This is a genomic window from Micromonospora sp. SL1-18, from assembly GCF_047921505.1.
Taxonomy (GTDB): domain Bacteria; phylum Actinomycetota; class Actinomycetes; order Mycobacteriales; family Micromonosporaceae; genus Micromonospora.
The window spans coordinates 1-13,704 of sequence record NZ_JBLROA010000040.1 but is presented as its reverse complement, the minus strand read 5'-3'; the positions used below and the strand labels follow the sequence as shown (position 1 = coordinate 13,704).

At 69.1% G+C, this 13,704-nt stretch carries 14 protein-coding genes and 1 pseudogene; 11 read left to right on the top strand and 4 right to left on the bottom strand.

Annotation, left to right across the window (positions count from 1 at the left end; translation table 11 throughout):
* Position 1 precedes the first annotated feature (1 nt).
* On the bottom strand, positions 2-1,678 hold the full coding sequence (locus ACNAW0_RS19520; protein WP_416289354.1) for an ABC transporter substrate-binding protein: 1,677 nt from the start codon (positions 1,676-1,678) through the stop codon (positions 2-4).
* A 166-nt stretch (positions 1,679-1,844) separates the two neighbouring features.
* Between ACNAW0_RS19520 and ACNAW0_RS19515 the strand changes: the two genes are divergently transcribed.
* Together ACNAW0_RS19515 and ACNAW0_RS19510 are read left to right on the top strand one after the other, a co-directional pair.
* On the top strand, positions 1,845-2,027 hold the full coding sequence (locus tag ACNAW0_RS19515; protein WP_416289353.1) for a hypothetical protein: 183 nt from the start codon (positions 1,845-1,847) through the stop codon (positions 2,025-2,027).
* 106 nt (positions 2,028-2,133) lie between these two features.
* The gene (locus ACNAW0_RS19510) at positions 2,134-3,228 is read left to right on the top strand and encodes a P1 family peptidase (protein WP_416289352.1); all 1,095 of its coding nucleotides are present in this window, start codon (positions 2,134-2,136) and stop codon (positions 3,226-3,228) included.
* Positions 3,229-3,326: 98 nt separating this feature from the next.
* Here the strand turns inward: ACNAW0_RS19510 and ACNAW0_RS19505 are convergent, their stop codons facing one another.
* The gene (locus tag ACNAW0_RS19505; protein ID WP_416289351.1) at positions 3,327-3,737 is read right to left on the bottom strand and encodes a DUF2267 domain-containing protein; all 411 of its coding nucleotides are present in this window, start codon (positions 3,735-3,737) and stop codon (positions 3,327-3,329) included.
* Between the two features lie 476 nt (positions 3,738-4,213).
* Here ACNAW0_RS19505 and ACNAW0_RS19500 point away from each other — a divergent pair, with 476 nt between their 5' ends.
* The 6 genes from ACNAW0_RS19500 (at position 4,214) to ACNAW0_RS19475 (ending at position 11,236) form a co-directional block, all read left to right on the top strand.
* On the top strand, positions 4,214-5,008 hold the full coding sequence (locus ACNAW0_RS19500) for a carbohydrate ABC transporter permease (protein ID WP_416289350.1): 795 nt from the start codon (positions 4,214-4,216) through the stop codon (positions 5,006-5,008).
* A gap of 23 nt (positions 5,009-5,031) precedes the next feature.
* The gene (locus ACNAW0_RS19495) at positions 5,032-6,306 is read left to right on the top strand and encodes an ABC transporter substrate-binding protein (protein ID WP_416289349.1); all 1,275 of its coding nucleotides are present in this window, start codon (positions 5,032-5,034) and stop codon (positions 6,304-6,306) included.
* Entirely contained in the window at positions 6,303-7,316 is a 1,014-nt protein-coding gene (locus tag ACNAW0_RS19490) for an ABC transporter ATP-binding protein (protein WP_416289348.1), read from the top strand. Before ACNAW0_RS19495 ends, ACNAW0_RS19490 begins: the two co-directional genes overlap by 4 nt.
* A gap of 65 nt (positions 7,317-7,381) precedes the next feature.
* Positions 7,382-8,194: a carbohydrate ABC transporter permease gene (locus ACNAW0_RS19485; RefSeq protein ID WP_416289347.1), complete on the top strand. Its 813-nt coding sequence runs from the start codon at positions 7,382-7,384 to the stop codon at positions 8,192-8,194.
* Positions 8,195-8,212: 18 nt separating this feature from the next.
* Positions 8,213-8,680 carry a hypothetical protein gene (locus ACNAW0_RS19480; protein WP_416289346.1) on the top strand — a complete coding sequence of 156 codons (468 nt, stop codon included), beginning with the start codon at positions 8,213-8,215 and terminating at the stop codon, positions 8,678-8,680.
* A gap of 168 nt (positions 8,681-8,848) precedes the next feature.
* The gene (locus ACNAW0_RS19475) at positions 8,849-11,236 is read left to right on the top strand and encodes a WD40/YVTN/BNR-like repeat-containing protein (protein ID WP_416289345.1); all 2,388 of its coding nucleotides are present in this window, start codon (positions 8,849-8,851) and stop codon (positions 11,234-11,236) included.
* A 102-nt stretch (positions 11,237-11,338) separates the two neighbouring features.
* On the opposite strand, the gene ACNAW0_RS19470 is transcribed toward ACNAW0_RS19475, so the two are convergent.
* A complete protein-coding gene (locus ACNAW0_RS19470; protein ID WP_416289344.1) occupies positions 11,339-11,590 on the bottom strand; it encodes a hypothetical protein in 252 nt (83 codons plus the stop codon).
* Positions 11,587-11,886 carry a DivIVA domain-containing protein gene (locus tag ACNAW0_RS19465; RefSeq protein ID WP_416289343.1) on the bottom strand — a complete coding sequence of 100 codons (300 nt, stop codon included), beginning with the start codon at positions 11,884-11,886 and terminating at the stop codon, positions 11,587-11,589. The genes ACNAW0_RS19470 and ACNAW0_RS19465 overlap by 4 nt, the downstream gene beginning before the upstream one ends.
* A 269-nt stretch (positions 11,887-12,155) precedes the next feature.
* Between ACNAW0_RS19465 and ACNAW0_RS19460 the strand changes: the two genes are divergently transcribed.
* From ACNAW0_RS19460 to ACNAW0_RS19450, 3 genes and pseudogenes are all read left to right on the top strand, one after another.
* Entirely contained in the window at positions 12,156-13,046 is an 891-nt protein-coding gene (locus ACNAW0_RS19460; protein ID WP_416289342.1) for a helix-turn-helix domain-containing protein, read from the top strand.
* Complete coding sequence (locus ACNAW0_RS19455; RefSeq protein WP_416289341.1) at positions 13,039-13,242, top strand: DUF397 domain-containing protein; 204 nt, start codon at positions 13,039-13,041, stop codon at positions 13,240-13,242. The genes ACNAW0_RS19460 and ACNAW0_RS19455 overlap by 8 nt, the downstream gene beginning before the upstream one ends.
* A 277-nt stretch (positions 13,243-13,519) precedes the next feature.
* A pseudogene (locus ACNAW0_RS19450) lies at positions 13,520-13,704 on the top strand (IS5/IS1182 family transposase); the annotation flags it as partial.

Sequence of the window (13,704 nt, the reverse complement as noted above, 5' to 3'; positions counted from 1 at the left end):
CCTACTTGGCGAACCCGGCGAAGGCCGCGCGGATCACGCCGTCCGGGAAGACCTGCAGGCCCTGGATCTGCTTGGAGACCGCGGTCAGGTTCCGCTGCCGGTAGAGGTAGATCAGCGCGTCGTCCTGCTGGAGGATGGTCACCGCCTGCCCGTACAGCTTCTTGCGCTCGTCGGTGTCGGTCGACTGCCGGGCCTGGTCGAGGACGGCGTCGAGTTGCGGGTTGCTGTAGCCGGCGACGTTCTGGCTCCCGCCGGTGCCGACGAAGTTGGTGATGTTGGCGTCCGGGTCGATCCGCCCGCTCCAGCCCAGCTGCAGCAGCTCGAAGTTGCCGCGGTCCTGCTCGTCGAGGAGCGAGGAGTACTCCACCGGGTTGATCTTGAGGTCGAATCCGCCGTCCTTGACCATGGCCTGCAGGGCCTGGGCGAGGCGGAGCGTGTCCGGCGTGTTCGACGCGAGCATCGTCACCTGGTACGGCGTCTGAACACCCGCTTCGGTGAGCAACTGCTTGGCCTTCGCGGGATCGTGCGACGGGCAGTTCTGGGCTTCGGGCGACGTGAACGGGCTCGCCGGCGAGATCGGCGAGCAGGCCACGGCGTGGTAGCCGTTGAAGACGGCCTGGACCAGCGCCTTGCGATCGATGGCGTACTCGAAGGCCTGCCGGATCTTGGCGTTCTGGGCGATGGGGCGGTTGATCGGCTTCGGCGTGCTGCCGACCCCGTCGACGTTCCCTACGTTGAACGTCAGCCCCTGGTAGCCGAGCGACTGTGACTGCAGAACCGTGACCGAGGCTTCCCCGCGCAGCGCGGCGACGTCCTGGGTGGAGATGGTGTCGGCGACCTGGGCGTCGCCGGAGCGCAGGTTGGCGGCCCGGATGCTCGCGTCGCTGAGGATGTGCCAGGAGATGGCGTCGAGGTGAACCTTGGCAGTGTCGTAGAAGTTCGGGTCCTTCACGACGTCGATGGAGTTCTGCGGCACCCGCTTGGCGAACTTGAACGGCCCGACACAGACCGGCGCGGAGGCGAAGTCGTCGCCCAGACTCTGCAGCGCCTTCGGGCTCATGATCATGCCGGCGCGGTCGGCCAGCGCGCCGAGCAGGGGCGCGAACGGCTGCTTCAGGTGGATGACAACAGTCTGCGGATCAGGAGTGTCGACGCTCTCGATCGGACCGAGTTCGCTCTTGCGCGCGGACCGGGCGTTGGTCAGATGCCGCTGCAGGGTGGCCTTGACCGCGCCGGAGTCGAACTGCGTCCCGTCCGCGAAGCGCGCGCCCTGGCGCAGCGAGATGGTGACCGTCTTGCCGTCGTCGCTGGTGGTGGGAAGCTCGGTGGCCAGCTGCGGCACGACCTGCGCCTGCTCGTTCACGTCGTAGAGCTTCTGGCAGATCGCCTGGAAGACATAGCGCGAGTAGAGGCTGCGGGACAGGGTCGGGTCCAGCGCGTCGGGCTCGGCGGAAAGGGCGATGACCAGCTTGCCGCCGTCCTTCACCGCGGCGGGGTCTGCCGGCGTACCGAAGGTGTCCTGCCCGGCCGCCTGGTTCTCGCCGGACTTGCCGTCGCCCCCGCTGTCCGACACCGGCGAGCAGGCCGCGACGGTGCAGGCAAGGGCGACCGCCGCCACCACCGCCCCGAGTGGACGGAGCCTGCGCGGGCTCGTTTCGCTGAGGGAGAGGTTCGACATTAACAGCTCCTCGAGTGGGCGACTCGAGGGAGCGTATGTTGTATACGAAGATGGCGCAAGACCTCCTTCAATGCCCCGTGAACAGCGCTCCGCCTCGCCGAACGCCCACGTCCACCACCTCAGCTCGGGACTGGCGTCGCTGTCGGCCACACCATCGATGGAAGGGATGACCCGACGATCTCACGACGCCGACGGCGGCACGATCGCGGCCGGCAAGCGCAACGACCCGGCCGTACTCGACCGCAACCTGTTCGCCGCCGGCGCGGGCCTGCCGGCCGACGCACGAATCACCCACACGATCGCCGGCGGCAGCGCCATCTACGAAGGTGGCGCCGGCCTGTCGCGGTAGGACCTGGTGCGGCATCGAGTGTGCGAAGGCGCCCGGGTGACCAGACCGATCGCAAAGCAGCCCCAACCCGGTACGCCTCGGCCGTTCTCCTTGCTACGCTGCGCCGATGCTCGCTGACAGGCCACGCACGGCCGAGCTGGGGATCAGGATCGGGCTGCTGCCCAGCGGCCCGATCGGCTCGATCGTCGACGTCCCCGGGGTTGGCGTCGGACACGCCACCGTCTGGCGGGACGAGGACGACCCGCCCGCCGGCCGCGGCATCGCGCGTACCGGCGTCACCGTCATCGACCCCGGCGGCAACTGCTTCCGTGAGCCGGTTCCGGCCGGCGGCGCGGTACTCAACGGCGCCGGCGAGTGCACCGGCTTCCTGACCGCCGCAGAGTGGGGCCTGGTCGAGACGCCGATCTTCCTGACCTCGACGATGCAGCTCGGCCGGGTCTTCGACGCCGCCTGCGAACTGCTGATCGAGGAGGAGCCGGCGATCGGCGCGGAAGATGTCATCATCCCGGTGGTCGCAGAGTGCGACGACAGCTTCCTCAACGACGCCCGGCGGATGCAGGTCGACCGCGTCGACGTCGCGGCCGCCCTGGCCGCGGCCCGCGCCTCGGCCCGTTCCCGCGCGGTGCCCGACGAGGGTGCGGTCGGCGCCGGGACGGGGATGAGCTGCCTCGGCTTCAAAGGCGGCATCGGTACGGCGTCCCGCGTGGTGCCGTCCGGCCACACCGTCGGCGTGCTGGTGTTGACGAACTTCGGCGAGCGGGAGCGGCTTACGGTCGACGGGATGCCGGTCGGCCGGCTACTGCCGCCGCTGCCGCCAGGCGACCCGACCGCGCCGCCCGCTGGCTCCTGCATCGTCGTCGTCCTCACCGACGCGCCGATCGACCCGGCTGGCTGTGCCCGGCTGGCGCGGCGCGCCGGGTTGGGGCTGGCCCGTACCGGCTCCACCGCCCACCACGCCAGTGGTGAAATCTTCCTGGCCTTGGCGACGGGCCTGCGCGCGCCGCGGGGTACGTCGCCCAGCGGAGCGCCAGTACAGGGGCACGACCTCGACGCGTGCTTCGCGGCCGTCGTCGAGGCGACCGAGGAGTCTGTACTCAACAGCTTGCTGCGGGCGCAGACAGTCGTCGGTCGCTGCGGCAACACGTCGTCCGGCCTGCCCGTCGACGAGGTCGCGGCGCTGCTGCGCGCCCACGGCCGTTGACCACTGCCGTCACGGGGTCACGCGGTCGGCGCCCCGTCTACGGCGCCCACAATGCCTCCCGATGTGCGTGTCCGCGCCACAGCCTCCAGGTCCCACAGCTACGAGCCGGGGCGCCGCCCACTACTGGCACCCACGGGTTCGATCACCTGCCGGAACTCCTTCGTCAGCTGGGCCATCGCGTTCTCGAACTCGTCACGGGTAACCGCCTCACGGAGGGTGGTGAGCACCGCGCGGACCCCGGCACCGGCGAGCGCGCGGTCAACGTTCGGGCGGTCCCCCACCCGCCGCACGAACTCTTCGAGCCCGAAGGACGTGGCCCGTTCCCGTCCAAGCGGTCTGTGCAGGTGGTCGGCCAGCCTGTCTGGAAGCTGGTAGGCAAGGTCTTCAGCTTGGCCGGCGGTGATGCGATCTGCCAATATCTCCAACGTTGCGCCGGTGAGTGTCGCCGCCTGATCGGTCGACACCTTGGCCCTCGTGGCCACTGCGTTAACGAAATCCTGGTATTCCACTTGATCTCCTTTCCGGCCGGATTGCCGTCGAATCGCCCAGTTACAAGCCCTTGATCCCATGCGCCGCGGTTCAGGTGCGCCTTGCCCACAGATTCCTCTGCCGGAGGGTGACCATGCCTCATCCTCATCGGGCGAATCACCTCGGCGAGCTGCGGCGATATCTGGCTCCGCGCGACGGGGCGGGGGCGGCCGCCGGCGCCCGAGCGCGACAGGCGTAGGACCTTCCGATGTAGATCTTCAACAGGTGCCCGATGATCGGTGAACCGTCAATTCGTAGGTTTGGCACAGTCGCCTGGTAGCTTCTGGCAGGCGCAGAGAGGCCGGGGCGGTGTCCATCGGCGGCGGCCAGCCGGCAGGCGAAGCCGCGCACCTGTGTGACCGCTGGCAAGAGGGGCTGGTGTGCGTTGTGGACGCGCGTTCCCGGGTCGGGGCGTACGGCTGGGGCTAGCGTGATCGGGCGCTTTGTCGTGCCGGCTGTGTTCGCGGCGCTGTTCGCGGCTCCGCTGTGGTTCATGGTGGTTGGCTCACTGCGGCCCGCCGGGCTTCCCCCGCCACGCACGCTCGAGCTCTTCCCACCCGAGCCGACGTTGGCCGCCTACGCGCGGCTACCCAGGCTGATACCCCTGTTCGCCTACCTGGCGAACTCGGCGCTGGTGGTCGCGCTTGCGGTTCCGTTGACCGTCCTCGTCGCCTCGCTGACCGGTTTCGGTCTCCGGTTGCTGCCGCCGGCAGCTCGGCGGCGGGTGGTTCTGGGTCTGCTGGTGGTACTCCTGGTGCCGGTTACCGGGGTGTGGACGACACGCTTCGAGTTGTTCCGGCTGGCGGGCGTGGTCGACACCTATGTCCCGCTGCTGGCCCCGGCGGCGCTCGCCGGCAGTCCGTTTCTGGTGTTGCTGTACTTCTGGAGTTTCGGCGGTATACCGGACACCCAGCTCGGGGCGGCTCGGCTGGAAGGCGCCGGGTGGCTGACGATCTGGCGCCGGGTGGCTCTGCCTCAGGTACGTCCGGCGACCATGGCGGTGGCGGTGCTCGCCTTCACCTTCCACTGGTCCAACTTCATCGACCCGCTGCTGTACCTGCACAACGGTGACCGCTACACCTTTCCGTTGGGTCTGCAGTTCCTGCGGCTGCTGAATCCCACCGACTGGCCGCTGTTGATGGCTGGCTGCGTGATCGCGACCGTGCCGTGCGCGGTGGTGTTCCTGCTGGCCCAACGGATCCTGTTGAACGACAACCCTTTGACGGCATTGAGATCTGGAGGACGCCGATGACTGGAAGCGGTGCACGGCGGTGGGTGGCGATCGCCACCGCGGCCCTGATGGTCGGCTCGGCGGCTGCCTGCGGTGACGCCCGTCGCACGGACGACGCGGCGGGAATCACCGTGGTGTTGGCGGGCAACGCCGAGGAGGTTGCCGGCTACCGGAGCCTGGTCGAAGCCTTCGAGAAGACCAAGCCCGGCGTTGACGTCACCCTCTCCCCGGTCGCCAAACAGGACGACCTGATGGCTCGGTTGACCTCGTCGTTCGCCGGCGGGAGTCCCCCCGATGTCTTTCTGTTGAATTACCGCCGTTACGGCCAGTTCGCGGCGCAGCAAGGGATCGAGCCCGTGCAGTCCTACCTGGACGGTAGCAAAATGCTGAAGGAAAAGGACTTCAGCCCGCGGGCCCTGGAGGCCTTCCGCTTCGATGGGGAGAAGCTGACCTGTCTTCCGCAGAACATGTCCTCCCTGGTCGTCTACTACAACGCCGACCTGTTCGCCAAGGCGGATGTCCCGCTGCCGCGGGCGGGTTGGAGCTGGGCGGACTTCCTGTCGGCGGCGCAGGCACTGACCGGCGACGGCACGTACGGCCTCGGCGTGGAGCCGTCGATCGCCCGGGTCGCGCCGTTCGTGTGGTCCAACGGTGGTGAACTCGTCGACGACACGCGCCAGCCCGCCGCGCTGACCCTGACCAAAAACCCGGCCACGCGCAAGGCCCTCGATTGGTTCCTCGACCTTCAACTGGTGCACCATGTGGTGCCACCAGACGCCGAGGAGCAGAGCGAATCAAGTGAGGCACGGTTCCTGCGCGGCGGCTTGGGCATGTACCTGAACAGTCGGGTGGCGGTGCCGACGCTGCGCACCATCAAGGGCTTCGAGTGGGATGCGGCGTCACTGCCGGTGGCCCCGGGAGGCGTACCGGCCTCGATCCTGCACAGCGACGCCTACTGCATGAGCGCGGGCCGGTCGAACCACGATGCCGCTTGGCGTTTCATCGAGTTCGCTATGGGAGTGCAGGGCCAGGAGATTCTCGCCGAGTCGGGCCGCACGGTGCCCTCCCGTCTCGACGTCGCCAACTCCTCGGCGTTCCTCGCCGCAACTCGGCCCCCACGCTCGTCGCGTGTCTTCCTCGACGCCGAGCCGCACCTGCGCGCCACCCCACTCACGGCGAGCTGGGCGCGCGTGGAGCGCGAGACCGACAAACTCCTCGAAGGGGTGTTCTACGGACGCATCGGGCGCGAGGAAGGGCTACGCCACCTGGAGGAGCAGATCGACCCACTGTTCAGCCTCAAGGTAGGCACCGGCCGGTGAGCACCGAGCACGACGCGATCCGGCTGGAGTCGCTGGCCAAGTCGTACGGAAAGGTCACCGCCCTCGACGGCGTCGACCTGGAGGTCCGGGTAGGTGAGCTGGTGACCCTGGTCGGGCCGTCGGGCTCGGGCAAGTCGACCATCCTGCGCCTGATCGCCGGACTGGAGCGACCCGACGGCGGCCGGATTCTCGTCAACGGTCTGGATGTCAGTCTCCTCCCGCCGCACCGACGCGGGGTGGCGATGGTGTTCCAGGATTACGCGCTTTACCCGCACCTGAGTGCGCGCGGCAATCTGCTCTTCGGACTGCGGGTACGCCGGGTCCGACGCGGCGAGGCCGAACAGCGGGCACAGCAGGCGGCCGAGCGGCTGGGCATCACGGACCTGCTCGACCGCTACCCCGACCAGATGTCCGGCGGGCAGCGTCAGCGGGTCGCCCTGGCCCGGGCTGTCCTGCGCGAGCCGCGCGTCTACCTGTTCGACGAGCCGATGGCGAGCCTGGACGCTCCGCTGCGCTTCGCCACCCGCGCCGACCTGCTGGCCCTGCACCGCGAGCTGGGCACCGCGACGATCTACGTCACGCACGATCAGGCGGAGGCGATGACGCTCGGGGACCGGGTGGCTGTGCTGCACGGCGGGCAGGTGCGGCAGGTCGGCAGGCCGCAGGAGGTTTACGACCGGCCGGCTGACACCTTCGTCGCCGGTTTCCTCGGCAGCCCACCGATGAACCTCGTCCCGGGTGGGGGTGTGCTGGGCGGCACGGCCGGCTTGACACTCGGCGTACGGCCGGAAGATCTGGCTCTCGACCCCGAAGGGCCACTGGAGGCCACAGTCGAGGCGGTGGAGGCGCTCGGCAGTGAGGCGATCGTCCTCACGCGCTGTGCGGACGGTACCCGGTTGGCGGTACGAACCGGGCCGCGGTCGGGTGTGCGGCCGGGCGATCGGGTACGGCTTCGCCCTGACCCGAGCCGGATCCACCGCTTCGATGCCGACAGTGGACGACGCCGGTGAAGGCTGGCCGGGCCAGGCGCCCTCTCACCGCTTGGGCGTTTCTCGCGCCGTACACCGTTGCGGTCGTGCTACTGATCGCGCTTCCCGCCCTGCTCAATGTCGGCTACGCCGTCACCGACCACACCGGGCTCACCCGCGATCCACAGTTCGTGGGCCTGGCCAACGTCCGTCGCCTGCTCTCCGACGGATTCCTGCTCGACAGTCTGCAGGCGTCGCTGTTCCACGTGGCGCTGGCGGTACCGGTCCGGCTGCTCGCCGCCGTGGGGCTCGGGCTGCTACTGGCCGCGCCGCGCCCGGGTGGCCGGTGGTTCCGGGTCGCCGTCTACCTGCCCACGGTCATCCCGGACGTGGCGCTGGCGGTGCTGTTCCTCTGGGTGCTCAACCCGATGTACGGGCCGCTGAACCAGCTTCTCGGGCTGTTCGGCCACCCCGGCTACACCTGGCTGGCCGATCCGACCACCGCGCGGCTCGGGGTCGTCCTCATGCTGGCGTTCCCGATCGGGGAGGGCTTCATCGTCGTCCTCGCCGCACGCCGACTCCTGGACGGCCGGCTGTACGAGGCAGCGGCGCTGGAGGGTTGCAGCCCGTTCGGTCAACTCCGGCGGCTCACGCTCCCGCTGCTCGCGCCGGTACTGGTGCTGCTCGCGGTCCGCGACACGATCCTCACCCTGCAGGTCAACTTCGTCCCGGCGTACGTCCTCACCGACGGGCGGCCCGGCAACGCCACCCTGTACCTACCGGTCTACATCTTCGACCAGGTCTTCGAGTTCTCCGGATTCGCCTACGGCTCGCTCATCACGATCATGCTGATGGCGGTCACCGCGGTCATCATCACCGCGCAACTGCTGATGGTGCGGCGCTGGCGGGTCCTGCGCTGAACGTGCCATCCTGCACGGGTGAGAGTCCGAGTGGCAGCCCTCGTCGTCGCGGTCACGGTGCTCGCCGGCTGCGGCGACACGACCACGCCCCGCGGCACCGATCACGGCCGGGCGATGCTGGCGAACCTGCCCAGCTGCGACCGGGTGTCGCTCGACGACGATCCCGAGATCAGCGCCGATGTCACCGGGCTGGTGCTGCCCGACGGCGCGCGGGTCACCTCGGTGGTCAAGCAGGGCGTCCTGACCACAGTGGAAGCCACCGTGCGAATGACCCCACTGGACGTACGCGGGCACTACGAAAACCGCGACGACATCGACCTGCTGCGCGCTGAGGACGAGACCTTCGAGGCCGAGGTGCTGATCCGCACGCCGCAGCGGCGGATGTACCTGCGGGCCGGCGCGCTCTGCGCGGACGGCACCAGCCTGACCGCGGTGGTGGGCCCGGACTCCGACGAGGCAGGCCTTCCCGAGTTCCAGAACGGCTGAGCGGACCAGCCCACAACGATTAAGCGGGCCAGCGGGCTCGACAACTGTCCCAACCCGACAGTCGGAATCCCAACAAGTGCTCGGTGACGCTTGTCGCCACCGTCCGTAGTGTACGCCTGGACGATCGGTATCCCCCGATCGCGTCGCCGCATGGACAAGGAGGTCCTGATGGTTCCAACCCTCCTGAGACGTCGTCGCAGCTTCACGGTGGCAGCAGGACTGGCGCTGCTCACCGCGGTCGCGCTGACGGCATCCCTCACGTCTGCGAGCGGCCAGGAGTCGCTGGCCACGAGCACACCGACCGGACCGATGGAGCTCCCCGACGAATGGATGACCGCCCAGCGACTCAGCGACGGCAGCACGGACCTGTCCGCCGCCAAGTACGCCAAGGCACGCGGTGAGGCGAACCAGCTCGCCGCACACACCCGCAACGTGTACCGCCCCTTGACCGAACGGAACTGGAGCTTCTTCGGCCCCACCAACATCGGCGGCCGGGTGGTCGACATCGCGGTGGATCCTCAGGTCAAGGACCAGATCTTCATCGCCGCCGCGTCGGGCGGCATCTGGCGGTCCGGCGACGCCGGCGCGACATTCACCGCCGCGTGGCCGGACAGTTCGACGCAGAGCATGGGTGCGGTCGCCATGACCAGCGACGGCGTGCTCTTCGCCGGCACCGGTGAGGCGCAGCCAGGCGGCGGCTCGATCACCTTCGGCGGCGACGGGGTATACCGCTCCCGCGACCGAGGTGCGACGTGGAAGCACGTCGGTCTGAAGGACAGCCACGCCATCGCCCGCTTCGCCATCGACCCGAGCAACGAGGACCGGATCTTCGCCGCGGCGACCGGCAACCTGTTCGTTCCCGGCGGTGAGCGCGGCGTCTACCTTTCCGACGACGGTGGCGACTCCTGGCGCCAGGTCCTCGCCGCGCCCAACGACACCACCGGCGCGACCGAGGTGGTCATCGACCCGAGCAACCCGGCTCGCATGTACGCGGCGATGTGGGACCACCAGCGCGAGCCGCACCAGCGCACCTACGGCGGCCCCGGCTCCAGCATCTGGCGTTCCAACGATGGCGGCCAGACCTGGCAGCGGATGACCAACGGCCTGCCGACCGACGCCGACCAGGGCCGCTGGGGGCTGGCGGTCGCCCCGAACAACCCGCAGCGCCTGTACGCGTACGTCGGCACGGCGCTGGGCCCGTTCCGCGCCTTCTACCGCTCGGACGACGGCGGCGACACCTGGACGCAGACCCCGGTCACTGCCAACCAGGCCTCCCAGTCCACGTTCAGCTGGTGGTTCGGCAAGATCTCCGTTGACCCGAAGGATCAGAACCACGTCTTCCTCACCGGGGTCAGCCTGATGCGCTCGACCGACGGCGCCCAGAGCTTCTCCTCGGTCAGCGGCCCGCACGCCGACCAGCACGTGCTGCGGTGGGACCCGAAGACGCCCAACCGCGCCTACCTGGGCAACGACGGCGGCTTCTACCGGTCCAACAACAACGGCGCGAGCGGCTGGGTGAAGTCGACCCACGAGCCGTACACGCAGTTCTACACGGTGGACGTCGCGGAGACCGATCCCGCGCTGAGGGCGGGCGGCGCCCAGGACAACGGCTGCAACCGCGGCTACAACGGTCGGGGTGGCGCGTGGACGGCTATCGGCTGCGGTGACGGCCTCCAGGTGATCATTCACCCGGAGAACCCGAACATCGTCTTCGGCTGCAGCCAGTACGGCTCCTGCTACCGGTCGGAGACCGCCGGTGGGACGCCGCGTCAGACCATCGGCACCGGCCAGACGGTGTCGCAGCGGCGCAACTGGCTGACGCCGGTGCAGTTCGACCCGAGCGACCCCAACGTCATGTACTACGCGGGGAACATCGTCAACCGGTCGACGGACAACGGTCGTACCTGGAGGGCGATCAGCCCGGACCTCACCGGCGGCGGCCCCAACGACCCGTCCGGCTACCCGTGGGGCACGATCACCACGATCGCGGCCGCACCGACCGACGGCAACAAGCTGTACGTGGGCACCGATGACGGTCGGCTGTGGTGGACCGACGACCTCGGGCAGAACTGGAACCAGGTCGACCAGGCGCAACTGCCCGGCACGTGGGTGACCCGGGTCGCGGTGAACCCGAAGGACAAGAACATCGCCTACGCCACGTTCTCCGGCTTCCGCTCCGGCAGCGACCGGCCGCACGTGATGATCACCAAGGACGGCGGCCACACCTGGACGGACATCGGCCGTGGCCTGCCCGACGCGCCGGTGAACTTCGTGACACCGACCTCGGACGGGCTGCTGCTGGTCGGCACCGATGTCGGGGTGTACATGTCCGCGTGGAACGGCGGCGAGTGGGCCTCACTGGGCGCCGACCTGCCGAATGCGGCCGTGATGTACATGCGCTACCACGAGCCGACCCGCCAGTTGAGCGTGGCCTCATTCGGTCGGGGCATCTACGACCTCACGGTGCCGCGGTGCCCCGCCGCGTCGACCAAGCTCCCCTTGCCCGCGCCGGGCGTCGGCGTCGTCGGGACGCTCGCCTCGTGCCGAGCCGGATAGCGATCTCGACGTGATCCGGGCGGGGATCTGGAGGCTTGCCTCCAGATCCCCGCCCCCATTTTTGCTGCTGTCCACCGACGGGAGCCCGTGGTGCAAGCCGGGTCAGCGGCGCAGCCGGCGGGAGCAGGGGCCGTCGTGGTCGGCGCGGAGCAGGCAGCGCCGGCCGCTGGGCATGAGCAGGTCGCAGAAGACCCGATGGCGTACGTTCTGGTCGTCTTCGGCGGAGACCGTGGTCTCCCCCGGGTCGGCCTGCGGCAGGACGAGCAGCCAGCGGCCGACCACCCGGGCCAGGCGCTGCGCGGCGCGCAGGTCGGCGACGACGACCGGCAGGTGGATGACGTACCGCTGGGTCACCACTCGTGTCCTCGGACATCGTCGGGGCGGGCCTGGTCGGACTGCCAGCGGCGCAGCGCGTCCTTGATGACGGCGGTCTCCCGGCGGCTGGCCGCCAGGGCGGCGTAGACGGCGGCCAGATCGCCGGCGACCCGGTCGAGGAAGGCGTACACGTCGTCGGGGTTGAGACCGCGGCGTCCGAGCCCGACCGGCTGGAAGCGGCGCTCACGCACCTGCCACGGCAACAGGCTGGTGTACGCGGTGGAGCGGTAGGTCACTCCACTCCCCCAGGCCGGTCGCTGATTGCGGACGCTCATGCCGCAGGCTCCCCTCGTTTGTCGTGGGTGGATGGGGTGGGATCACCCGCCCTCCCCGCCCGGGCGTCCCACCCCGGCCCTGCCACCGCAGCTCCATTCAGCGGTACGGCAACACGGCTCTTGATGGTCAGCTTGTGACACTGTGGAGCTGCGACGCAACATTCCACGGCAGATTTCTCGCCAGATGCATTGACTTTCTTTACTGAAACATGTACGAGTTACAGGGCGACGTCACGGAGTGTTGCAAGACGGAATCAGGGAGTGCTCGGATGGCCGAGGGCATCGGATCGACCGTGCCGCGCCGGCAGCTCGGCCGGCTGCTGCGCCAGTACCGCACCGAGGCCGGCGTCACGCTCGACGCCGCCGCCGAAGCCCTCGAATACAGCCGGCAGAAGATCTGGCGCATCGAGTGCGGCCTGGGCCCGGTTCGGGTGCTCGACGTCAAGGCGATGTGCGAGCTGTACGGGGTCTCGGCGGAGCTGACCGAGGCGATGAAGGGGCTCGCGGCGGAGACGAAGTCGAAGGGCTGGTGGCACGCGTACGGGGACGTGGTGCCGAGCTGGTTCGAGCTGTACGTCGGCCTGGAATCCGCGGCCGCCCACCTGCGCCGCTACGACGAATCGCTGATCCCCGGCCTGTTCCAGACCCGCCAGTACACACAGGCCATCTACCGACTCGACCGCCCACAGGCCAGCGAAGAAGAACGGGAGCGGGCGGTCGAGGTCCGGCTGCAACGGCAGTCCCTGCTCACCCGCCGTCTCCCGGCCGCGCCGCGAGTGGTGCAGGTGCTTTCCGAGGCGGTCCTCCGCCGGCCTGTTGGCGGAGCGGGAGTCATGCATGCCCAGCTCGACCACGTGATGAGGCTGTCCGACCTGCCGAACGTCTCCATTCGGGTGCTTCCGCTGGCAGCTGGCCCGCAGCCCGGCGCTGTGGCCGGGTCCTTCGTCATCCTCGATTTTCCGCCGGTCGAGGGCGGCCGAGCGGCGCCGGAGCCGTCCGTGGTCTACAGCGAGTCGCTTACCGGCGCGCTCTACCTCGACAAGGCCGACGAACTGGCCGCCTACGAGCGCGTCTGGAAGGGTCTGGATGCGCTCGCCCTCGGCGAGGCAGAATCGAAGGACATGATCAAGAGGATCACCGGGGAGATGCGGCATGACTGACCTGTCCGGCGCCGTCTGGCGCAAGAGCACCCGCAGCGGCGGCAACGGTGGAGACTGCGTCGAGGTCGCCACCAACCTCTCCGGCATCGTCGCCGTACGCGATTCGAAGGATCCGGTCGGGCCCGCCTTGATCTTCGGCCCGAGGATCTGGGGTGAGTTCGTGGCTGCTGTCCCTCACGGCATCGACGCGCCTTGACAGACGCTCTATCACGCATGTGGGCACTGAGCCATTTTCATCGTGATTATGCTGGTCACGCGGGTGCGAGTACTTACCCCGTAGATCGATGAGGATAAGGCCCCAGGTAGGACAGCAGTCGATCCAAATCCGATGCCCCGACCGGGGCCTCGCCGTGCTGTCTTAGAGCGACCGGCAATAGGCCAGGATCCGGACAGGTAGGGACCCCGAGGTAGCAAGCAGGCACGAGCCCGTTGATCATCAGAGTTCTCGACGCTCAGCGATCGACAGGAGTCCCGTGCCTGCCCTGCCATCATCGTTGTTTGAACCTGTCTGGGTCCAGTTCGCCGTGCTGTGGCCTGAGCGACGGGAGCTCGATCCGGCGCATCCGTTGGGCTGCCACCGCCGCCGGGTCCCGGACCGGGTGGTGTTCGAGCACGTCATCGCCGCGCTGGTGCACGGTTCCGGGTACGAGCGTGTCGC

Bases quoted from the DNA above. Each gene is read 5' to 3' on its own strand.
- ACNAW0_RS19520 (WP_416289354.1), bottom strand. From the start codon at position 1,678: ATGTCGAACCTCTCCCTCAGCGAAACGAGCCCGCGCAGGCTCCGTCCA.
- ACNAW0_RS19515 (WP_416289353.1), top strand. From the start codon at position 1,845: ATGACCCGACGATCTCACGACGCCGACGGCGGCACGATCGCGGCCGGC.
- ACNAW0_RS19510 (WP_416289352.1), top strand. From the start codon at position 2,134: ATGCTCGCTGACAGGCCACGCACGGCCGAGCTGGGGATCAGGATCGGG.
- ACNAW0_RS19475 (WP_416289345.1), top strand. From the start codon at position 8,849: ATGGTTCCAACCCTCCTGAGACGTCGTCGCAGCTTCACGGTGGCAGCA.
- ACNAW0_RS19465 (WP_416289343.1), bottom strand. From the start codon at position 11,886: ATGAGCGTCCGCAATCAGCGACCGGCCTGGGGGAGTGGAGTGACCTAC.
- ACNAW0_RS19460 (WP_416289342.1), top strand. From the start codon at position 12,156: ATGGCCGAGGGCATCGGATCGACCGTGCCGCGCCGGCAGCTCGGCCGG.
- ACNAW0_RS19455 (WP_416289341.1), top strand. From the start codon at position 13,039: ATGACTGACCTGTCCGGCGCCGTCTGGCGCAAGAGCACCCGCAGCGGC.